This window comes from Mesorhizobium sp. B2-5-3, assembly GCF_006441005.1.
In the GTDB taxonomy this organism is placed as follows: domain Bacteria; phylum Pseudomonadota; class Alphaproteobacteria; order Rhizobiales; family Rhizobiaceae; genus Mesorhizobium.
On sequence record NZ_VFUS01000001.1, the window covers coordinates 868,452 to 887,172 of the forward strand.

Here is an 18,721-nt window from a genome sequence, read left to right on the forward strand (position 1 = left end):
TTTTAGGAACAATGCCGTGCCCTGCTTGTGCCCGCAACCGGTTTCGGTTGGTGCAGCCGGCTCACGCCGCCGTGCTTGCGGCGGCCCCGACCTTCAAGCCGCCATGCTCGACGATGAAATCGATCACCTCCCGCAACCCCTTGCCGCGCGACAGGTCGGTGAAGCCAAACGGCCGTTTGCCGCGGATGCGGGCGGCGTCGCTCTCCATCACGTCGAGATTGACGTTCACATAGGGCGCCAGGTCGCTCTTGTTGATGATCAGGAAATCGGAACGGGTGATCGCCGGACCGCCTTTCCGCGGGATCTCCTCGCCCTGGCAGACGGAGATGACATAGAGCGTGAGGTCGGCGAGATCCGGCGAGAAGGTGGCGGCAAGGTTGTCGCCGCCGGATTCGATGAAGATGATGTCGAGATCGGGGAATTTGCGGTTGAGCTCCGCGATCGCCTGCAGATTGATCGAGGCGTCCTCGCGGATGGCGGTGTGCGGGCAGCCGCCGGTCTCGACGCCGACGATGCGCTCCTCCGGCAGCGCCTGCAGCCGCGCCAGCATCATGGCGTCTTCCCTTGTGTAGATGTCGTTGGTGACGACGGCGATGGAGAATTCCTCACGCAGCGCCTTGCACAGTTTCTCGGTGAGCGTCGTCTTGCCCGAACCGACGGGGCCGCCAATGCCGATGCGAAGGGGACCGTTGGGCTGCGTCATGTCGGGAACTCCGTGATGGCGAGAACTGCAAAGCCGAGCCCGATCAGCAGGCACAGCGGCGAATAAAGGCTCCTATCGAGCCGCGCGAAAGGCTGTTCCGGTGCCAGCCGGCGCCACCGGGGCGTGAAGCCGGCAATGCCGCGTCCGAGAAACACCAGCCCGATCAGCAGCGCGGTGGCGGCGAGGCCTTGCCCAGGAAAGGGCGAGGCAAACACACCCTCCAGAGCCATCGGCCAGAGCGTTGCCAGCGCCAAGCAGGCGGCGACGGCAAAGCAGGCGAACGGCGCCGGCATCTCGTCGACGCCGCGAAAGCCGACGACCGCATGCGCGCAGGACGCCGCATCCTTGCCCGGCCATATCCCGCCAATGCCCCAATAAACGTGCAACGCGGTGATTACCAGCAGGACGAATGAGAGGACGAAGGCAAGGACGATCATGAGCGGAACAATCGCGAATACTGGGTTTCGTGCTGCATCGCCACGATATCAGAGACAAAGGCGCAACCGCCGAGATCATCCAATGTCGAGCGGGATGCGCGGGCGGCGGTCGCAAGGGCCAGCGGCTCGAAGCCGGCGAGCAAACTGGTCGCGCCGCTTTGTCCGATGACGCCCAGCCGGATCGCGGCCTGGACGAGGTTGGAGAAGAAGGCCTGCAGGAAGGCGGACAGCGCGTCCTGAAGCGCGATACCATTGCCGCCGGCAACAGCGCCGACGGCGACGCAGTACGCACAATCGGCGGGCAAGCGCTCCAGCACGGGAGTGGGCCAGGCGGCGGCCGCTTTGAGGAAAGCCGCACCTTGCAGCATGGTCTCGGCATGGCGCTCACGCGACCCGGCCAACGCCTCCGCCAGTGTGGCGACTTCGGCCGGATCGCCGCCGTCGCGGGCGTTGCGCCAGCTCTCCGCGAACAGCACGGCATCGTTCCAGGCGGAGCCCATCTCGACCAGCGTTTCAAGCCAAGCGGCGAGGCTCGCCGCATCGGTCACCAGCCCATCATGCGCGGCGCGCTCGAGGCCATGGCTGTAGGAAAAGCCGCCGACCGGAAAGACCGGCGACAGCCACGCCATCAATCGCAGCAGGGCGACCCCGGATGGCTGGTCAGTCATGGTGATCATGATGATCATGATGATCGTGATGGTCGTGCGAATGCGAATGGCTGTGCGAATGCGCTTCGGCGTGGCTGTGGGCGTGCGCATGGCCGTGGTCATGGCCGCCGGAATAGGCGCCCCGCACCGGTTTGAACGGTTCGGAAACCTCGCTCACCGTGGCCCCGAGCCCCTCCAGCATCGCCTTGATGACATGATCGCGCAGGATGAGGATGCGTTCCGCCTCTATCGCCGCCGCGAGATGGCGGTTGCCGATATGCCAGGCAAGCTCGGCCAGATGCACGGCGTCGCGGGCGCGGATATCATAGACCTCCTCCGGCGCCGCGATGATCTCGACGTGGCGGCCGTCTTCCAGCACCAGCCTGTCGCCGTCGTTGAGGGTGACGGGCTCCGGCAGGTCGACCAGCACCTTGCTGCCATCGGACAATTCGATCGCCCGGCGGCGCAGATGCCGCTCGTCATGGGCAAGAACCGCGCGGCCGGATGGCGCCGTGGTGCCGGCATTGCCGGAGGTCAGCACCGAGATGGCGCGCGGGAACTTCGTGAAGTCGGTGTTGAGGTTGAGCTTCATTTCATGGCTCCGCCATTGGCTTGCGCCCGGGCACGGGCAGGGCGTGAAAGCACGCGGTCGAAATAGGCGTTGACGCGGTCGGATTCTATTGGAAAGCGGCCGGCTCGGGCCCAGCCGCCCATGTCGCCGAGCAGCACGTCGACAGCCGAGAACCGGTCGCCGAGCGCGAAAGGCTTGTCGCCAAGCCGGCGGTCCAGCGCCTTGACCTCCGAGGCGAAATCGTAGGCGGCCGCGGGGCCGACATCGACCCGGACTTCCCTGGGCAGCAGGAAACGGTGGCGCAATTTGTTCCACAACGGCGCTTCCAGCTCGGACTGGGCGAAATGCATCCAGGAATCCATTTCGGCGCGGCCTGCGAGGCCGGGACTGGCGCCCATGCCCTTATCCGCGTGCTTATCGGCGAGATAGACGCAGATCGCCGCCGAATCCGTCAGCGTCAGCTCGCCGTCGATCAAGATCGGCACCTTGCCCGAGGGATTGAGCGCATAGGCTTCGGGCGAGCGCAGGGGAATTTCGACGAATTCATAGGCCTGCCCGAGTTCTTCGAGCATCCACAGAACACGGCTAACCCGGGATCCACGCGATCCGACGGCCTTGTACATGATTGAACCCTGCCTTTCCCGGTCAGCCTAGAGCATCCGCGGCCGTCATACGATCGTGTCGAACAGCCGCAGGATGAACGATACCTGGTAAATCAGCGCCGCCGCGACGAAGGCGATGTGAAACCGGCGGTCGCGCACCAGGATCGCGGCGATGCACAGCGCGACGAAGACCGGCGTGCGGAACAGATATTCGTTGCCGAAGCGGGCGAAATGCTCCGGCCCCTTCAGCAGCGTGTCGATCACGTCGAGCACGTAGGTCGCGGCCAGCAGGCCGAAGAACCAGGCGCGGCGCGAATAGAAGAAATCCTCATAGCTGGTGTAGTCGAGCATCGAATCCGGAAACAGCAGCGCGCAGAGCAGGAACAGGGTGATGGCGTAGAAGATGATGAACAGGTACTTGCCGAAGGTCCATGTTTCGATGGCGTAGAGGCCGAACTCCCACCACCAGAAATGCACCAGCATCAACAGCACCGAAGCGACCCAGGCCAGATGCACCGTATAGAGCCGGTACTGGCCGGGATGCTGGACGATGCGCGCCACCCCCGACAACAGGCGCGCGACGCCGAGCCCGATCACCATGCCCAGGACGATGCGGATATGCGGGAAGATGTCGTGGGGCGAAGCTATTTCGGTGGCCATGCCGAATGCTCGCCAGGTGATGGAACGTCCGTCAACACACCACTATCAGTCTATTCGCGCATAAGGTTGTCTGAAGACCACGGTGATCCTGGGAAATAATCATCGTCCAAGATTTCCTTGATCCCATAGGGGCAATGGACAGGGAAATCCCGATCTCTCAGGCCTGTTTCGTCCAAGGCCTTTAATCTTGCTATCTTGAACTCTCGATCGAGCACCTGCGCAGGATATTTTTTGAGGCTCGGACTTTCATCAAGCAGGCCCTCAATCCGAAGCCGTTGCTCCCGAATTGTCAGCAACCAGCCCGTTTTGCGCTGCTCAGACTGAAACTCCCATTTTAGCAAGTGAAGGACCAAAGTGCCAAGCCTGCTCGCAATTTCCCTTTTGTCGCTCCGCCCCAAGCTCTCGATCTCCTCGGCAACATTCTCACGATCGAGGTCGGAAAGACGACCTTCGCGCAGCAACGCGCCCTGCTCGGCGCACCACTGAGCATAGTCGGCCTCGTAGGGCGTCAATTGCTGTTTGCGAAATATCTTGTTCATTGAGGAGATATTGCTCCCAAAGTGCACAATTTCCAAGCCTGCGGAGAACGAGTGGGCCCATTCGGGCAGTCGGCACAACCCACTCACCGCCGCATTTAACGAGGGCAATGGCTCGCGGCGATCTTATCAAAACAGAAAATATCGCTGCGCCATCGGCAGCACCGTCGCTGGTTCGCAGGTCAAGAGTTCGCCGTCGGCACGAACCTCGTAAGTCTCGGGATCGACTTCGATATGCGGCGTGGCGTCGTTGAGCACCATGGAGTGCTTGCCGATGCCGCCACGCGTGTTTTCGACCGCGGCGAACTGCTTGTCGACGCCGAGCCGGCCGTGCAGACCGGACTCTAGTGCCGCCTTCGAGACGAAGGTTACCGACGAGTTGGTGCGCGCCTTGCCATAGGCGCCGAACATCGGCCGATAGTGCATCGGCTGCGGCGTCGGGATCGAGGCGTTGGGGTCGCCCATGGGAGCGGCCGCGATCATGCCGCCGATCAGTACCATATCAGGCTTGACGCCGAAGAAGGCCGGGTTCCACAGCACCAGGTCGGCGCGCTTGCCGACAGCGATCGAACCAATCTCCTTCGACAGCCCGTGCGCGATGGCCGGGTTGATCGTGTATTTGGCGATATAGCGGCGGACGCGGAAATTGTCGTTGTTGCCGGTCTCCTGCGGCAGCGAACCGCGCTGGCGCTTCATCTTGTCGGCGGTCTGCCAGGTCCGGATCGCCACCTCGCCGACGCGGCCCATCGCTTGTGAGTCCGAGGAGATGATCGAGAAGGCACCGATGTCGTGCAGAATGTCTTCCGCCGCGATGGTCTCCTTGCGGATGCGGCTTTCGGCGAAGGCGATGTCTTCCGGGATCGACGGCGACAGATGGTGGCAGACCATCAGCATGTCGAGATGCTCGGCCAGCGTGTTGACCGTGTAGGGCCGCGTCGGGTTGGTCGAGGACGGGATGACGTTGGGCAGGCCGCAGACCTTGATGATGTCGGGCGCATGCCCGCCGCCCGCGCCTTCGGTGTGGAAGGCGTGGATGGTGCGGCCCTTGATCGCCGCCACCGTGTTCTCGACGAAGCCGCTCTCGTTGAGCGTGTCGGTGTGGATCATCACCTGCACGTCATGGTCGTCGGCCACCGACAGGCAGCAGTCGATCGCGGCCGGCGTCGTGCCCCAGTCCTCGTGGAGCTTCAGCGAGCAGGCGCCGCCCAGCACCATCTCCTCCAGTGCCGCGGGCAGGGAAGCGTTGCCCTTGCCCGACAGGCCGATATTCATCGGGAAGGCGTCGAAGGACTGGATCATGCGCGCCATGTGCCATGGCCCGGGCGTGCAGGTGGTGGCGAGCGTGCCGTGCGCCGGGCCGGTGCCGCCGCCGAGCATCGTGGTGATGCCCGACATCAGCGCTTCCTCGATCTGCTGCGGACAGATGAAATGGATATGCGCGTCGAAGCCGCCTGCGGTAAGGATCTTGCCTTCGCCGGCGATGATCTCGGTGCCGGGGCCGATGATGATGGTGACGCCATCCTGTGTGTCCGGGTTGCCGGCCTTGCCGATTGCCGCGATGCGGCCGTCCCTGAGGCCGATATCGGCCTTGAAGATGCCGGCGCTGGCGTCGATCACCAGCGCATTGGTGATGACGGTGTCGACCGCTCCTTCAGCGCGGGAAACCTGGCTCTGGCCCATGCCGTCGCGGATGACCTTGCCGCCGCCGAATTTCACCTCCTCGCCATGAATGGTGAAATCCCTCTCGACCTCGACGAAGAGTTCGGTATCGGCAAGCCTCACCCTGTCGCCGACCGTCGGCCCGTACATCTGCGCATAGGCGGCGCGGGTTATTCTGGCCATCAGTGATTGCTCCCGAATTGCGGTGCTGGTGAAACCGGGCTGCACATTGCTGCCATCCAATGGTCACGCAATGACCCGCTGGTCGACACCTTCTGATCCCATTTGGCGGTTGAGGTTGGAGGGTCACCCCAAAAACGACCGTTTGCCAAATCGATGGAAGGAAAATCCATGCGCAAAACGATAGTTCTCGCCGCTGCCGCCACCCTGATGCTGGCGGGTGCCGCCAGTGCCCAGCAGCAGCCCGCGCAGCAGCCCGCTCCGGCAGCGCCGGCCGCGCCCGCCCCCGGCGGGCAGCAGGCCGCGCCGACGATCCAGAGCGTCAACATCGTCGACATCACCGAACTGCCGAAGGACACGCAGACGCAGGTCAACCAGGTGATCGCCCAGCGCGGCGATGCCGGCCTGCAGAAGCTGCGCAGCTCGATCGATGCCACGCCCAAGGTCAAATCCGCCCTCGAGGCCAAGGGAATGACCTCGGCACAGGTGGTCGCGGCCAGCATGGAGCCCAACGGCGCCCTGACCCTGATCACCAAGAAGGCGAGCTGACGGCGCGCCTGCGCGGCGGGCCGTCGTCCGGTCCGCCCGCGCTATCTGGAAGGGAACCTTGGCCGGGCAGGAGCCGTTTCGTTTCATCGGCGCTGAACGGCGCCGCGAAATGAACCCGTCCAGGAGCGAGCGATGGCGATCAATCCCGGCAAGAGACGGCTCTATGCCTTCGCCTCCATGGCATTCCTGGCGGTGGGCAGCCCCGGAGCCTCCCTTCACGCACAAGGGCTCGAAAGCCCTGAGACCGTCAACCGGATCATCGGCTCGGACGTCAAGCAGGAAGAAACCAGGAGCGATGCCGAAGCCGGCAAAGTTGCCAGGGCGATTGATCGGACGCGTGAAAACATCGGCACGGTGCGCAAGACATCCAAGCTCGACAAGGTCGATATCGTGTTCCTGACCGATGCCGCGCGCACCGAAGGCGGTCCGCCGCCGGCGATCGAAACCAAGGTCAAGCAGCATCAGGACGACATTGCGGAGCTGCGCAAGGAGATCGAGGCCAACGCGCTGCTGTTCAATGCCATCGACTCGCGACGCGTGCTTGCGCAGGACGTTCTCGCCGTGGAATTCGACGACCCCGGAAAAATCGTCATCTATGCGGCGGCCAAGCCGTCCGATTGAGCCGAGGGCACAACTCGCTTTCGTGCTCGCCCGAAAGCCCTTTGCCCTCTTTGCACGCCGCGCATGAGACGCCCTCGGCCTCACAGCCTGCCCATCACCTTCTGCTGAAAGCCATAGACCTCGCGCTTGCCGCCCAGCGGCACCAGCGTAACGTCGCGCTCCTGTCCGGGCTCGAAGCGCATGGCGGTGCCGGCGGCGATGTCGAGGCGCATGCCGCGCGCCTGTTCGCGGTCGAATTTCAAGCCCTCATTGGTCTCGAAGAAATGATAGTGGCTGCCGACCTGGATTGGCCGGTCGCCGCTGTTGGCCACTTTGAGCGTAACCGTCGGCAGGCCTTTGTTCAGGTCGATGTCGCCGTCGGCGGGAATGATTTCACCCGGGATCATCGTTCGTCACACGGCGCCGAGGACGAGGCCGAGCCCGATCGCCGTGCAGGCGGCACCAGCGGCCCGCATGAGCACGCGAAACCGCCTGCCGAGGCCAAGCCCGGCGGCGATGCCGGCGGCGTGCAGCAGCGCCGTGGCGACGGCAAAGCCGGCCATATATTCAAGCCCTGCGGCATTTTCCGGTACCTCGGTGCCATGGGCGTGACCATGAAACAGCGCGAACGCGCCGATGATGGCGACGCCGGCCGTGACAGGAAGATCGACGGCCAGCGCCACGAACAATCCGAGCGCCACCACCGACGCCAATATGCCCGGCTCGACGAAGGGCAGCGGCACATGCAGCATGCCGAGCGCGCCACCGGCCAGCATGACGCCCACAAAGGCCGCCGGCCATGCCCACACCGCCTTGCCGCCTTTCTGTGCCGCCCACAGGCCGACCGCGACCATCACCGTCATGTGGTCGAGGCCGGAGAGCGGATGCATGAAGCCGGCCGCGAAGGAGGAGGTCGTGCCGGCCCCGACATGGGCGTAGGCGGGCATTGCGGCTGCCATGAGCAGAATCGCAGAGAGGCACAGGCGTTTGGCGGGGATCATTCTACTTGCCTTTCGTTGGTGAGCGCAGAGGTCACGCGGCCTCGCGCGGACCGCAGCTCTCGGCTTTGAGGACGCGCTTGGTCGAAGCGGGATACTTCTTCAGCATTGCCGGCGGACGGATCGGCCGTGCCGAAAAATTGCCGCCGCAATTGGGGCAGACGCCGCCGAGCACGTCTTCCACGCAATCGGCGCAGAAGGTGCATTCGAAGGTGCAGATTAGCGCATCCGTCGCCTCCGGCGGCAGGTCCTTGTCGCAGCATTCGCAGTTCGGGCGCAGCTCAAGCATATCTGTCTCCTCACCGTATCGGCTCATGCACGGTCACCAGCTTGGTGCCGTCGGGGAATGTCGCCTCCACCTGCACGTCATGGATCATCTCGGCGATGCCTTCCATCACCTGGGCGCGGCTGACGACGTGGGCGCCGGCTTCCATCAGCTCGGCGACGGGACGGCCGTCGCGGGCGCCTTCGACGACGAAGTCGGTGATCAGCGCGATCGCCTCCGGATGATTGAGCTTGACCCCGCGCTCCAGACGCTTGCGCGCCACGACCGCCGCCATGGCTATCAGCAGCTTGTCCTTTTCCCTCGGCGTCAGGTTCATGCGTTTCCCTGAAATGATGCGGACACGATCACAGTGACCATATTTTGGGCAGCCCCGCCTTTCCGTTGAGCAAGCCGACGAGCGGAACCAGATGCTGGCGCAGCCGGTAGCCGTCGCCGGCATACAGCCTCGCAAGAAGCTTGCCAGATTCCTGCACGCTCCAGGTGCTGGCGCCGCCCTGGCCGCCGATGATCTCCCGAACCGGATCGAGAAGCGCTTCCGCCCGCGGCGAGATCAATAGCACCGTCGCCATGGCGACGGCGCCGCCGGCAATCGGTGGGCGCGCCAGGGTCGCGGCGATGTCGGGCCCGATGCGGAAATCCTCGGCATGGATGAGAGCCCCGCCCCGGCGGACGCGCCAGCGGTCGTGAAAGCCGCCCTGGACCGCGCGTTCGCCCATCGCCGTCCGGCCGAAGACGGTGGCTTCCAGCACCAGCGCCTCGGCGCCGGCGGCAAGATCAAGGTCGAGCGTGCGGGCAAAGGCCGATCGGTCGAAAACGATGGTCTCCTGCGGCAGCCAGGCGACGCGGCCGTTTTCGCCGACCGTTAGCCGGACGCTGACTTCGGCCCGGTCGGAAGCGGCGCGATAGATTTTCTCGCAGGCCTGCGTCGTTATCGTGGCGCTGGCATGCGCGCCGACGTCGATCTCCCAGCCGAGGCGGTCGCCTCCGGTCAGCCCGCCCGCGGTGTTGATCAGCACGGCTTCCAGCGGGCCGCCGGAAACGGCCGGCATCCTTATCTTGGCGGAACCGTCCTGATAGAGGCGGCGCAGCCGTGTGCGGCCGTCTTGACTGGCGCAGACGAGCTGCGCCAGTCCGGCCGCCCGCTGCGCCGGCGGGGCCGAAAATCCGGTATGTTCGATCGTATCCACGCCGTCAGGTTAAGCACCGCGGCGGTTTTGTCGATATATAGCTTGTTGCTTGATGGCGTTTCCGTTTCTATAGAGGGAGCCACCTTGGTACGCTCATGCGACGCCTGGCGGGGGTCCAAGGCGACGGTCGCGGCCTGATATCGAGGACAAAAAGGCGCTGTTCAGTTGGCGTCGGGAAACGACAAAGTGGGGAAGAAACCGAATGGCTGACCAACTGGCGACCGAAATCATCGAAAAGATCAAGGCTCATGCCGAGCCGGGCGGCGAGGAGATCACCACCAGCACCGAATTGACGGCGCTCGGCATCCATTCGCTGGAACTGACCGAGATCATCTTCGATCTCGAGGAGCAGTATGGCATCGAGATCGAGATGAACACGGTCGATGCCTGGAGCAACCTGAAGAATGTTGGCGACATGGTCGAGGCCGTTCGCGCGCTGATCGCGAAAAAAGCCTGACCGGATGCACAAGCGCGTCGTCATTACCGGCATCGGCGGTTTGTGCGGGCTTGGCACCGACGTGCCGGCGATCTGGACCGAGATGCGCGCCGGCCGCTCGGCGATCGGCCCCATCGATAACCCGTTCCTGCACGATTTGAAGGTCAAGATCGGCTGCGAGATCAAGGGGCTGCCCGACCATGGCATAGAGCGCAAGCAGCTGGTCTCGATGGACCGTTTCAGCCTGTTGGCGGTGATTGCCGCCCGCGAAGCCTTACAGCAGTCCGGTTTGGCCGCCCATGCGGACAATACCTACCGCATGGGTGCCGTTATCGGCATCGGCGTCTGCGGCTTCGAGACGGTCGAGGAGAACTATCGCGCCATCCTGATCGAGGGCAAGAATCGCGCCGGCATCTTCACGGTGCCGAAGGTCATGCCGGGCGCCGCCGCCGGCCAGGTCAGCATGCATCTCGGCCTGCGCGGACCGGTGTTCGGCGTCACTTCGGCCTGCTCGTCGGCCAACCACGCCATCGCATCGGCGGTCGACCAGATCAGGCTCGGCCGCGCCGACGTCATGGTCGCCGGCGGCACCGAGGCGCCGCTGGTCTGGGGCGTGCTGAAGGGGTGGGAGGCTCTGCGCGTGCTGTCGCCCGATACCTGCCGGCCGTTTTCGGCCGATCGTCAGGGCTTGGTGCTGGGCGAAGGCGCCGGCATGGCGGTTCTGGAAAGCTACGATCATGCGGTGGCGCGCGGCGCAAACATCCTCGCCGAAATCGTCGGCGCCGGCCTCTCGGCCGATGCCTCCGACATCGTTGCGCCGACCATAGAAGGGCCGGAAGCGGCGATGCGTTTCTGCCTGGCGGACGCCGGGTTGAATCCCGAGGACATCGACTACCTCAATGCGCACGGCACCGGCACCAAGGCCAATGACCAGATCGAGACCGCCGCGATCAAGCGCGTCTTCGGCGAGCACGCGCGCTCGCTTTCCGTCTCCTCGACCAAGTCGATGCATGCCCATTGCCTTGGCGCCTCGGGCGGGCTGGAGATGATCGCCTGCGTGATGGCGATCCGAGAGGGCGTGGTGCCGCCCACGGCGAATTTCCGCGAGGCCGACCCCGATTGCGATCTCGACGTGACGCCGAACGTCGCGCGCGAGCGCAAGGTGCGCGCCGCCATCAGCAACGGCTTCGCCTTTGGCGGCACCAATGCGGTGCTGGCCTTCAAGGCGATCTGATCCCGGCGATCGTGTTCTGCCCGGCAGGTCAATCTGCCGGCTCCCGATGCCGGCATCATTCGATTTGTTGACTGTGCGTGCACGGCCAAACGCCTGACGCCGCATTGATCGTGCCGGGGCGTACGCCTAATTCTTTGCCGACCCCACCCAGACCGCGCCGCTCGGTGCGAAATCCCGCCCAGGAGTTCTCGATGGCCGACCTGTCCGCCTTTCCAATCACCGCCCGCTGGCCGGCCAGGCATCCGGACCGGATCCAGCTCTATTCGGCGACGACCCCGAACGGGGTGAAGATATCGATCGCCCTGGAAGAGATCGGCCTGGCCTACGAGCCGCATTATGTGGACATCGGCAAAAACGAAAGCTGGACGCCGGAATTCCTGTCGCTCAATCCCAACGGCAAGATACCGGCGATCATCGATCCGAACGGTCCCGACGGCAAGCCGATCGGCCTGTTCGAGTCCGGCGCCATCCTGCTCTACCTCGCCGACAAGACCGGCCTGCTCGTCCCGGCGGACGCGGCGCTGCGCTACGAGACGATCCAGTGGGTGTTCTTCCAGATGGCGGCCGTCGGCCCGATCTTCGGCCAGGTCGGCTTTTTCCACAAATTCGCCGGCCGTGAGATTGCCGACAAGCGGCCGCTGGAGCGCTACCGCGATGAATCGCGCCGCCTGCTCGGCGTTCTCGACGGCAGGCTGAAGGGCCGCCGATGGATCATGGACAATGACTACACCATCGCCGACATCTCGCTCATCGGCTGGGTGCGCAATCTGATCGGCTTCTATGAAGCGCGCGACCTCGTCGGCTTCGATGATTTCGCGCATGTGGCGGCATGGCTGGAGCGCGGCCTGGCTCGGCCGGCGGTGCAGAAGGGGCTGACACTCCCGGCAAAGGGCTGAAGCGGCCCGGCCGCCCTGGGGCGCGGGATATCGCCTTGGCCGGCCCGGCTGGGCTATTTCGCCTTGGCTTTCGGGCCGCCCTTGCCCATCACGGAAGCCGCCAGCGAAGCGGCGCCGCGTGCCGTCGCCACCACCGCGCCGGCCGCGACGCTTGCCACGGTGCGGACGGCGCCGGATTTCTCTGGGGCCGGCTTGCGCGCGCTGGCCGGCTTTGCGGCCGCGGCCGCGACCTTCCGAGGCGCGGCCTTGCCGAAGCTGGGCTTTGCGTCCTTCGAACGTTCGGCGATCGCCGGACCAGCGCCGGCTTTCGCCTGCGTCGTCTTCGTCGTCCTGGTCTTGGCGGTCGCGGGTTTTCTTGCCTTGGTTGCCATTGCAAAATCCCCTTACGCAGGACAATCGGTTCTCGGCCATAACGGTGCGAAACCCCTTAAGGTTCCCGTCGAAAAATACCGACAATTAAGCAGGTTAACCAATCACCAGGTCGGCCGCCCGGCGCCGCGCCAGCACGCGTTCGATGTTGGGCATGTCGTTGGAGGCGATCCAGGCGCGCGCATCCTCCTCGGAGCGGCCATGTTCGTGCCAGCGCTCCATCAGGCGGCGCTCGAGCTCGTTGCGCGGCACCTCGACGAAGATCGAGAAATCGAACAGCGGCGCCAGCCGCGACCACGGCTCCTCGTCGAGCAGCAGATAATTGCCCTCGACCAGGATGAATTTGGTCTCCGCGCCGATGATCGCCGCCGCGGCGCGCGACAGTTCCTTGCCGCGGTCGAACACCGGGATGGCGATGTCGGGCTCGCCGGCCCGGATGCGCTTCAGAAGCGTCTCGAAGCCACCGAAGTCGAACGTATCCGGCGCGCCCTTTCGCGCGCGCAGCCCGCGCTGGTTGAGAACGACGTCGTCATAGTGGAAGCCGTCCATCGGCACGACCTCCACGGCGCCTTCCGGCAGCAGATCGTGCAGGCTCGCCGACAATGTCGACTTGCCGGCCCCCGGCGGTCCGGCAATGGCGACGATGAAGCGCTTTGCCTTGCCGGCGCGCTTGAAGATGGTGGCGGCGAGATGGGCGATTTCGGACATGGCGGCCTCGCTTGCCCCTGATGGTTGGCGCGACCGTTATTCTGGCGGCACTCGGCGGAAATTTCAAACCGGCATTTTGGGTAAGGTGCGGTGGTCAAGTGTCGAAACGCCGACGTTCGAAGCCAATCCGCTCAACCAGCCGCGGCCTGCCCGATGCGCAGGAAATCGCTGTCGAACGGCACCTCCCGCGCCGAGCCTCGGCCCAAGAGCCGCATGCGGCCCTCCGCCGTGGTGACCTCCTGCGGCGGCTCGCCGCCCGCCAGCGGCAGGGCGCCGATGACATGGCGGAAGGAGACGCTGGCGCCTTCGCCGACTGTAAACGCCGTCGCCACGCCTTCGCGCGTCAGCCAGTTGTCGCCGATCGAGGCGGCATGGCCTATCGCCGTGCGCCCGTCCTCGATGCCGAGCACGCCGAGATGCCGGCCGCTCCACGGCGCGTAGTCGCGGCCGCCATTGCTGAACCACAGCATGGTGACCGGCAGCTCCGCCGGGTTCTTCAGCACCAGAACCAGATCGTCCTCGGCCCGGCGCGCCAGGGCCGTCCAGCCCGGCCCGCCATGATCGGCCTCGACCAGCGTGACAAAATCCTCGCGCCGGTCGTCCATGCGGTAATCCGTCAGGTCGAGCGTGCCGCCGCCGGCAGCGGGAAAATGGCCAAGATCGCTGCTGCGCCCGGGATAGGCGAGCAGGAAGCGGCCGCGCGCGGGATCGGGCTCCAGCGGATCGGCGGGCGAGGCCGCGAAGCGTTTTGGCGAAAAGGCCAGCCGGCCGCCATCCGTCATCGCCGTCATCGGATGATGGGCGACGGAGATCGCGCCGCGGCCGCCGGAAAACACATGTTCCTGATAGAGGAAGGCATGGCCGTCGCGCAGCGTCAGGATCTTGTCGACGGTCGCGCCCATGACCTTGCGGCGCAGCCGGAAAACGGCTCGCCAGCCGCCGTCCACGGCGCTGCTTTCGGTGACGTCCCAGGCGCTGTTGGCCGGCCAGCCATGCAGCGGCGCTTCCTCGACGTCGCTGCGCGAAAACGGCGCGCACAGGAAATCGCCGGACAGCCGCACCGTGCCCTCGGGCAGGTCGGCCGGCAGCGTGTCGCGTGGCGCGCCGACCCAGGGTGCGCGGTGCAGCGGCCGCAGCCGGCGCCCGCCATCCTCGACTACCATGTCGGCGATATGGCCGACCGTGGTGTCCAGCGAGACCGAAATGCCGCGTGCCTTGAGGGTGACCGTATCCATTGCGCTCTCATCGAATCCGAAGGCGCAACAAGAACCGTTCGCCGCCGGTTGCGCAAGCGCCGCGACCGGCATTTTGCATCATCCTTGGAACACAAGCTTGCGAAAGCAGACAAAGCTGGGGCTACCGCCATTAACCAAATGGACGCGGCTGGCGGGTTACGTTAGCTTCGCCGCATCTCAGCAACAGCCCAGCCAGAACAGACCTGTCCTTGTCCCCCTTGCGTCGCCTTCCGCTCGTCCAGAGACTTCTCGTCGCCCTTGGCCTGTTGCTGATGGCTGCGGGCTGCTCGACCACGACACCGCCGGACTCTGTGCTCGCCGTGCCGGCGCCGCCGCAGAAATACGCCGCCATCGTCGTCGATATCAGAAGCGGCAAGCAGCTGTTCGAGGTCAATTCGAGGGCGCAGCGCTATCCGGCCTCGCTGACCAAGATGATGACGCTCTACCTCCTGTTCGAGGCGATGGAGAGCGGCCGCGTCTCCAAGGAAACGCAGATCCCGGTCTCCGACCATGCCGCCTCGCAGCCGCCGACCAAGCTGCGATTCCGGCGCGGGGAAACGATCGACGTCGACTCCGCCGTCCGCGCCATCGTCGTCAAGTCGGCCAATGACGTGGCGGTGGCGGTGGGCGAATATCTCGGCGGCTCGGAGGACGAGTTCGCCGCCATGATGACGTCGAAGGCGCGCCAGCTCGGCATGACCAGCACCATTTTCCGCAACGCCTCGGGCCTGCCCGACGACGGCCAGGTCACCAGCGCGCGCGACATGGCGGTGCTCGGCATGGCGCTGCACCAGCGCTTCCCCCAGCATTTCCACTATTTTTCCGAAAGCGACTTCATGTTTCGCGGCCGGCTGGTGCGCGGCCACAACGACATGCTCGGCCGCGTGCGCGGCGTGAACGGCATCAAGACCGGCTATATCAGGGCTTCCGGCTTCAACATCGTCACCTCCTACGAAGCCGACGGCCGCCAGCTGATCGTGGTGGTGATGGGCGCCGACAGCGCCCGCCAGCGCAACGACCATGTCGAGGCGCTGATCCAGCGCAGCCTGTCGCCGGCGGTTGCCGACGCCCCGACCAGGGTGATGTACGCCGAACAGCAGTGAGCGGGGCGAGCTTCGGGGCTGCCTCGCTTCGGACCAGCTTGCTCAACTATCGAAGTCGGTGCCGCCCCTCATCGCCCTGCCGGGCACTTCTCCCCGTATAGTGACGGGGAGAAGGGGCTGGCCGCAACCTCGGCACCCTTTTGCAGCGTTGGTGATGGGCGAAACCGGCGATAACAGCCCCTCTCTCCCCGTTCTACGGGGAGAGATGTCCGGCAGGACAGTGAGGGGCGGCGCAGTCGCTCGAAAGCGGGCGATGGCGTCCACTTGACCCGATAGGAATTTTTTCTTTACAGGGTGAAGGCAACTATGCTACTATCCTCCCTATGGTGCTGATTTGCGCCAGCCACCCGCCGCAAGGCGGGTTTTTTGTGCCGTCGCCCAGGCGCCGGCCAATCACTTCGTCATCCACGGGCGGAGCAAGGAGCGTAGCGACGCGGCGCGAGGATCCATGCCGCGACTCGGCAGGCGCCGCAACGGTTCGCAATTCTGCCCCACCGCGGCCAATGTCACGGAATGGATCCAGGCTCCGCGACGGAGCTTCGCCCCCGTTATGGTTTCCCCAGGGGTTGATGACGATTTCACAGAGCCGCCGCCAACCTCGAATGTCTCTCGACCAGGCGAGCCCCGAAAGGCGGCCCGCTGCCCCTTCCTGTCACGCAATCGTCCGCAAGGCGTGGCATAGGCATGCCAAATGGCCGTGATGCTGGCTAAGCATCGCCCCGTCGGTCTATCGTCTTCCACCACAGCAGGAGCCCGCATCATGAGCACTCTCCCCAAGGCGTCCGAGCAGCAGGCGGCGGACAATGACAGCGGCGGCGAATATTTCGAGGCGCCGACTACAGGGGAAGACCTGCACGGGGTTTCGGACGAGCATTTCGACACGCCGGAAGTGCCGGACTCAGAGCCGGCCTTGCCCGGCGCTTCGCGGGCCAAGCCCAAGAAAAGACCGTCGGCGATCTCGGGCCGCAAATTCCGCAAGCGCGACCTGGTGCGCATCGACGATTTGCGCCCGAGCCTGGCCGACCGCATCCGCTCCGACCATCCGGACCTGCCGCATGGCGCCCGCATCAGCCGCGAGGAGCTCGGCCGCTACCGCATGCGCTACATGGAGGAGCTGCTCCAGCAGGAGCACGGCGAATTCTCCGAGCTCGACCGCCAGGTGGTGGAATCGATCGCCAGGCAGGACACGATTTCGGAAAACTCGGAAGAGGAGTTCGAGGAGCACCGCTCCTTTGCCGACCGTGTCTCCGACAACATGGCGGCCTTCGGCGGCAGCTGGTGGTTCCTGATCTCGTTCGCCGGCGTGCTCCTGGTGTGGATCGCCATCAACCTGTTCGAGGGCTTGAACCGCGCCTTCGATCCCTACCCCTTCATCCTGCTCAACCTGCTGCTCTCCTGCATCGCCGCCATCCAGGCGCCCATCATCATGATGAGCCAGAAGCGCCAGGAGGTGAAAGACCGCCTGCGCTCCTTCAACGACTACCGCGTCAACCTCAAGGCCGAGCTCGAAGTGCGCCATCTGCACGAAAAACTCGACTACCTCATCTCGCGCCAATGGACCCGCCTGGCCGAGATGCAGCAGATGCAGCTCGACGCCATGCATGAGCTGACCGGCGCGAAGAAGGCGAAGCGCGCGGCAAGAGGCGTGAGGAGGCGGACGGTGAAGAGCGAGGCGGGCGGGTGAGGGGGCGTGGTGCGAAGTTGATGACGACCGCCCAGGCGTGACGGGCGGCAGCCGCCGACAAAGGAATCCACAATTTCGCGAGCGGCCGCTCCAACTGGACATAGAGCTGGAAATTCAAGACAGTCTGCGCCACGCATTCATCGGGTGGGTACACTTTTGAGCGATATTAAACTGTTTCAATTCAACCATGGGCAGATTCAGGAACTGGCCGGGTCTGCCATGCAGGTCGAAAAATCGCTTCAGCACATCTTTGAGGCGAACCTTGAGGCGCTGTTAGGTGTTCGATTCCTTGCCAGCGAGCACTCAACCGGGCCAGTCCATGGCGGCCGCATCGACACGTTGGGGCTCGATGAGGACGATTGTCCCGTGATCATCGAGTATAAGCGCGCGATAAACGAGAACGTCATTAATCAGGGCCTATTTTATCTCGATTGGCTTCTCGACCATCGGAAGGAATTTCAATGGCTTGTCATGGAAAGGCTTGGTTCTGAGGCCGCAAAGAATGTCGATTTCTCGGCTCCAAGATTGCTCTGTGTTGCTGGCGATTTCACCCGCTATGACCAGCACGCGGTCAAGCAGATCGCCCGGAACATCGAATTGGTAAGATATCGGCAATTTGGTGAATCCATGCTGATGTTGGAACTCGTTCACGCACCGAAACTGGCCAAGATAAACACATTCTCAGCCGCACCCGACACAAAGAGCGCTGCCGGCGACACCACCGTGGCCACTCTGAACGAAGATTCGGAAGACCCTTATGCTACATACCGCATGGCGTATCGACTGTCGCAAGCGAGCCCGGCTCTGCGCGATCTCCATGACGCCATCCGGGACTTCTTGTTCGGCCTTGGAGACGACGTCCAGGTCAAGGAATTAAAGCTGTATACGGCCTTTAAGCGTATAAAGAACTTCGCCTGCCTTGAAGTCTACCCTCAGCCAAAGGTTGCCGTCGTGTACCTGAAGCTAGATCCACGGACAATCGAGATTGAGGAGGGCTTCACCCGTGACGTGACGAAAATTGGCCACTACGGAACCGGCAATCTGCAAGTTTCAATCAGATCAATGGCTGATTTCCAGAAGGCGCAACCGTTGTTCATGAGAGCATATGAAGGATCGTGATCGACGCTCTCGCCTCGGTTCTGTGCGCCAGCCCTTTCGATTTCGTAAAACGCACTTGCCCGTTGAAGCCCGCGCCCGCTTCCGCTAAGAAGCCGTGACTTGCCGGTTCACCCGGTTCGTTTTCCGGCCCGCCGGGAAGCACCCGTAGCTCAGCTGGATAGAGCGCTGCCCTCCGAAGGCAGAGGTCACAGGTTCGAATCCTGTCGGGTGCGCCAGTAAAAACTGGGTCCGTTCCGGACACATAGGTTACGGTTTATACCGGAGACATGGGTAACACTTTTGGCCCGAAGGGGCTTTGGAGTGGTTCGAGCCCGCCCACCCA

At 64.2% G+C, this 18,721-nt stretch carries 24 protein-coding genes and 1 tRNA gene; 9 read left to right on the forward strand and 16 right to left on the reverse strand.

Going from position 1 to position 18,721, the window contains the following annotated elements; all coding sequences use genetic code 11:
* Positions 1-61 precede the first annotated feature (61 nt).
* The 8 genes from ureG to ureC form a co-directional block, all read right to left on the reverse strand.
* On the reverse strand, positions 62-703 hold the full coding sequence (gene ureG / locus FJ867_RS04465) for an urease accessory protein UreG (protein WP_140816641.1): 642 nt from the start codon (positions 701-703) through the stop codon (positions 62-64).
* On the reverse strand, positions 700-1,140 hold the full coding sequence (locus FJ867_RS04470) for a DUF3995 domain-containing protein (RefSeq protein WP_140491332.1): 441 nt from the start codon (positions 1,138-1,140) through the stop codon (positions 700-702). Before FJ867_RS04470 ends, ureG begins: the two co-directional genes overlap by 4 nt.
* Positions 1,137-1,826 (reverse strand): urease accessory protein UreF, encoded by a 690-nt coding sequence (locus FJ867_RS04475; protein ID WP_181168310.1) that lies wholly within the window; start codon positions 1,824-1,826, stop codon positions 1,137-1,139. The genes FJ867_RS04470 and FJ867_RS04475 overlap by 4 nt, the downstream gene beginning before the upstream one ends.
* On the reverse strand, positions 1,801-2,379 hold the full coding sequence (ureE, locus tag FJ867_RS04480) for an urease accessory protein UreE (protein WP_140559016.1): 579 nt from the start codon (positions 2,377-2,379) through the stop codon (positions 1,801-1,803). Before ureE ends, FJ867_RS04475 begins: the two co-directional genes overlap by 26 nt.
* On the reverse strand, positions 2,376-2,981 hold the full coding sequence (locus FJ867_RS04485) for a glutathione S-transferase family protein (RefSeq protein WP_140514385.1): 606 nt from the start codon (positions 2,979-2,981) through the stop codon (positions 2,376-2,378). Before FJ867_RS04485 ends, ureE begins: the two co-directional genes overlap by 4 nt.
* A gap of 45 nt (positions 2,982-3,026) precedes the next feature.
* Positions 3,027-3,620, reverse strand: a complete 594-nt coding sequence (locus tag FJ867_RS04490) for a hypothetical protein (RefSeq protein WP_140554597.1) — start codon at positions 3,618-3,620, stop codon at positions 3,027-3,029.
* Between the two features lie 50 nt (positions 3,621-3,670).
* Complete coding sequence (locus tag FJ867_RS04495; protein ID WP_140491324.1) at positions 3,671-4,159, reverse strand: DUF29 domain-containing protein; 489 nt, start codon at positions 4,157-4,159, stop codon at positions 3,671-3,673.
* 126 nt (positions 4,160-4,285) lie between these two features.
* Complete coding sequence (ureC, locus tag FJ867_RS04500) at positions 4,286-6,001, reverse strand: urease subunit alpha (RefSeq protein WP_140554949.1); 1,716 nt, start codon at positions 5,999-6,001, stop codon at positions 4,286-4,288.
* A 165-nt stretch (positions 6,002-6,166) separates the two neighbouring features.
* Here ureC and FJ867_RS04505 point away from each other — a divergent pair, with 165 nt between their 5' ends.
* The gene (locus FJ867_RS04505; RefSeq protein WP_140514392.1) at positions 6,167-6,544 is read left to right on the forward strand and encodes a hypothetical protein; all 378 of its coding nucleotides are present in this window, start codon (positions 6,167-6,169) and stop codon (positions 6,542-6,544) included.
* Between the two features lie 132 nt (positions 6,545-6,676).
* Positions 6,677-7,165, forward strand: coding sequence for a hypothetical protein (locus tag FJ867_RS04510; protein WP_140491319.1), 489 nt, complete (start codon positions 6,677-6,679; stop codon positions 7,163-7,165).
* A gap of 80 nt (positions 7,166-7,245) precedes the next feature.
* Here the strand turns inward: FJ867_RS04510 and FJ867_RS04515 are convergent, their stop codons facing one another.
* The 5 genes from FJ867_RS04515 to FJ867_RS04535 are packed head-to-tail and all read right to left on the reverse strand — an operon-like array spanning position 7,246 to position 9,615.
* Complete coding sequence (locus tag FJ867_RS04515) at positions 7,246-7,551, reverse strand: urease subunit beta (RefSeq protein WP_140491317.1); 306 nt, start codon at positions 7,549-7,551, stop codon at positions 7,246-7,248.
* A gap of 6 nt (positions 7,552-7,557) precedes the next feature.
* A complete protein-coding gene (locus tag FJ867_RS04520; protein WP_140816643.1) occupies positions 7,558-8,145 on the reverse strand; it encodes a HupE/UreJ family protein in 588 nt (195 codons plus the stop codon).
* A 31-nt stretch (positions 8,146-8,176) separates the two neighbouring features.
* Positions 8,177-8,431 carry a DUF1272 domain-containing protein gene (locus tag FJ867_RS04525; RefSeq protein ID WP_140524172.1) on the reverse strand — a complete coding sequence of 85 codons (255 nt, stop codon included), beginning with the start codon at positions 8,429-8,431 and terminating at the stop codon, positions 8,177-8,179.
* Between the two features lie 10 nt (positions 8,432-8,441).
* Positions 8,442-8,744: an urease subunit gamma gene (locus tag FJ867_RS04530; RefSeq protein ID WP_140729614.1), complete on the reverse strand. Its 303-nt coding sequence runs from the start codon at positions 8,742-8,744 to the stop codon at positions 8,442-8,444.
* A gap of 28 nt (positions 8,745-8,772) precedes the next feature.
* Positions 8,773-9,615, reverse strand: coding sequence for an urease accessory protein UreD (locus tag FJ867_RS04535; protein ID WP_140493415.1), 843 nt, complete (start codon positions 9,613-9,615; stop codon positions 8,773-8,775).
* 202 nt (positions 9,616-9,817) lie between these two features.
* On the opposite strand from FJ867_RS04535, the gene FJ867_RS04540 reads away from it, so the two are divergent.
* The 3 genes from FJ867_RS04540 to FJ867_RS04550 all read left to right on the forward strand — a co-directional run bounded on the left by FJ867_RS04540 (position 9,818) and on the right by FJ867_RS04550 (position 12,181).
* Positions 9,818-10,072: an acyl carrier protein gene (locus FJ867_RS04540; protein WP_140491308.1), complete on the forward strand. Its 255-nt coding sequence runs from the start codon at positions 9,818-9,820 to the stop codon at positions 10,070-10,072.
* A 4-nt stretch (positions 10,073-10,076) separates the two neighbouring features.
* Positions 10,077-11,285, forward strand: coding sequence for a beta-ketoacyl-[acyl-carrier-protein] synthase family protein (locus FJ867_RS04545; RefSeq protein WP_140563585.1), 1,209 nt, complete (start codon positions 10,077-10,079; stop codon positions 11,283-11,285).
* A 191-nt stretch (positions 11,286-11,476) separates the two neighbouring features.
* Positions 11,477-12,181 carry a glutathione binding-like protein gene (locus tag FJ867_RS04550; RefSeq protein ID WP_140563583.1) on the forward strand — a complete coding sequence of 235 codons (705 nt, stop codon included), beginning with the start codon at positions 11,477-11,479 and terminating at the stop codon, positions 12,179-12,181.
* 53 nt (positions 12,182-12,234) lie between these two features.
* Here FJ867_RS04550 and FJ867_RS04555 read toward each other — a convergent pair whose 3' ends face one another.
* The 3 genes from FJ867_RS04555 to FJ867_RS04565 all read right to left on the reverse strand — a co-directional run bounded on the left by FJ867_RS04555 (position 12,235) and on the right by FJ867_RS04565 (position 14,493).
* Positions 12,235-12,552 (reverse strand): hypothetical protein, encoded by a 318-nt coding sequence (locus tag FJ867_RS04555; protein ID WP_140559001.1) that lies wholly within the window; start codon positions 12,550-12,552, stop codon positions 12,235-12,237.
* A 94-nt stretch (positions 12,553-12,646) separates the two neighbouring features.
* On the reverse strand, positions 12,647-13,258 hold the full coding sequence (locus FJ867_RS04560; protein WP_140563581.1) for a nucleoside triphosphate hydrolase: 612 nt from the start codon (positions 13,256-13,258) through the stop codon (positions 12,647-12,649).
* A gap of 131 nt (positions 13,259-13,389) precedes the next feature.
* Positions 13,390-14,493, reverse strand: coding sequence for a hypothetical protein (locus tag FJ867_RS04565; protein WP_140816645.1), 1,104 nt, complete (start codon positions 14,491-14,493; stop codon positions 13,390-13,392).
* A 272-nt stretch (positions 14,494-14,765) separates the two neighbouring features.
* Between FJ867_RS04565 and FJ867_RS04570 the strand changes: the two genes are divergently transcribed.
* From FJ867_RS04570 to FJ867_RS04590, 4 genes are all read left to right on the forward strand, one after another.
* Positions 14,766-15,596, forward strand: a complete 831-nt coding sequence (locus tag FJ867_RS04570; RefSeq protein ID WP_181168311.1) for a D-alanyl-D-alanine carboxypeptidase family protein — start codon at positions 14,766-14,768, stop codon at positions 15,594-15,596.
* A 760-nt stretch (positions 15,597-16,356) separates the two neighbouring features.
* Positions 16,357-17,280 (forward strand): DUF1003 domain-containing protein, encoded by a 924-nt coding sequence (locus FJ867_RS04580; protein WP_140816648.1) that lies wholly within the window; start codon positions 16,357-16,359, stop codon positions 17,278-17,280.
* 156 nt (positions 17,281-17,436) lie between these two features.
* On the forward strand, positions 17,437-18,399 hold the full coding sequence (locus tag FJ867_RS04585; RefSeq protein ID WP_140816650.1) for a DUF5655 domain-containing protein: 963 nt from the start codon (positions 17,437-17,439) through the stop codon (positions 18,397-18,399).
* A 138-nt stretch (positions 18,400-18,537) separates the two neighbouring features.
* Positions 18,538-18,614, forward strand: a tRNA-Arg gene (locus tag FJ867_RS04590).
* Positions 18,615-18,721 lie beyond the last annotated feature (107 nt).

Excerpts from the sequence above, each read along its gene's own strand:
- FJ867_RS04555 (WP_140559001.1), bottom strand. The coding sequence starts at position 12,552 with ATGGCAACCAAGGCAAGAAAACCCGCGACCGCCAAGACCAGGACGACG.
- FJ867_RS04505 (WP_140514392.1), top strand. The coding sequence starts at position 6,167 with ATGCGCAAAACGATAGTTCTCGCCGCTGCCGCCACCCTGATGCTGGCG.
- FJ867_RS04550 (WP_140563583.1), top strand. The coding sequence starts at position 11,477 with ATGGCCGACCTGTCCGCCTTTCCAATCACCGCCCGCTGGCCGGCCAGG.
- FJ867_RS04475 (WP_181168310.1), bottom strand. The coding sequence starts at position 1,826 with ATGATCATCATGATCACCATGACTGACCAGCCATCCGGGGTCGCCCTG.
- FJ867_RS04565 (WP_140816645.1), bottom strand. The coding sequence starts at position 14,493 with ATGGATACGGTCACCCTCAAGGCACGCGGCATTTCGGTCTCGCTGGAC.
- FJ867_RS04520 (WP_140816643.1), bottom strand. The coding sequence starts at position 8,145 with ATGATCCCCGCCAAACGCCTGTGCCTCTCTGCGATTCTGCTCATGGCA.
- FJ867_RS04580 (WP_140816648.1), top strand. The coding sequence starts at position 16,357 with ATGAGCACTCTCCCCAAGGCGTCCGAGCAGCAGGCGGCGGACAATGAC.
- FJ867_RS04510 (WP_140491319.1), top strand. The coding sequence starts at position 6,677 with ATGGCGATCAATCCCGGCAAGAGACGGCTCTATGCCTTCGCCTCCATG.
- FJ867_RS04495 (WP_140491324.1), bottom strand. The coding sequence starts at position 4,159 with ATGAACAAGATATTTCGCAAACAGCAATTGACGCCCTACGAGGCCGAC.
- FJ867_RS04530 (WP_140729614.1), bottom strand. The coding sequence starts at position 8,744 with ATGAACCTGACGCCGAGGGAAAAGGACAAGCTGCTGATAGCCATGGCG.
- FJ867_RS04485 (WP_140514385.1), bottom strand. The coding sequence starts at position 2,981 with ATGTACAAGGCCGTCGGATCGCGTGGATCCCGGGTTAGCCGTGTTCTG.
- ureE (WP_140559016.1), bottom strand. The coding sequence starts at position 2,379 with ATGAAGCTCAACCTCAACACCGACTTCACGAAGTTCCCGCGCGCCATC.
- FJ867_RS04525 (WP_140524172.1), bottom strand. The coding sequence starts at position 8,431 with ATGCTTGAGCTGCGCCCGAACTGCGAATGCTGCGACAAGGACCTGCCG.
- FJ867_RS04515 (WP_140491317.1), bottom strand. The coding sequence starts at position 7,551 with ATGATCCCGGGTGAAATCATTCCCGCCGACGGCGACATCGACCTGAAC.
- FJ867_RS04470 (WP_140491332.1), bottom strand. The coding sequence starts at position 1,140 with ATGATCGTCCTTGCCTTCGTCCTCTCATTCGTCCTGCTGGTAATCACC.
- ureG (WP_140816641.1), bottom strand. The coding sequence starts at position 703 with ATGACGCAGCCCAACGGTCCCCTTCGCATCGGCATTGGCGGCCCCGTC.
- FJ867_RS04560 (WP_140563581.1), bottom strand. The coding sequence starts at position 13,258 with ATGTCCGAAATCGCCCATCTCGCCGCCACCATCTTCAAGCGCGCCGGC.
- FJ867_RS04540 (WP_140491308.1), top strand. The coding sequence starts at position 9,818 with ATGGCTGACCAACTGGCGACCGAAATCATCGAAAAGATCAAGGCTCAT.
- FJ867_RS04545 (WP_140563585.1), top strand. The coding sequence starts at position 10,077 with ATGCACAAGCGCGTCGTCATTACCGGCATCGGCGGTTTGTGCGGGCTT.
- FJ867_RS04570 (WP_181168311.1), top strand. The coding sequence starts at position 14,766 with ATGGCTGCGGGCTGCTCGACCACGACACCGCCGGACTCTGTGCTCGCC.
- FJ867_RS04490 (WP_140554597.1), bottom strand. The coding sequence starts at position 3,620 with ATGGCCACCGAAATAGCTTCGCCCCACGACATCTTCCCGCATATCCGC.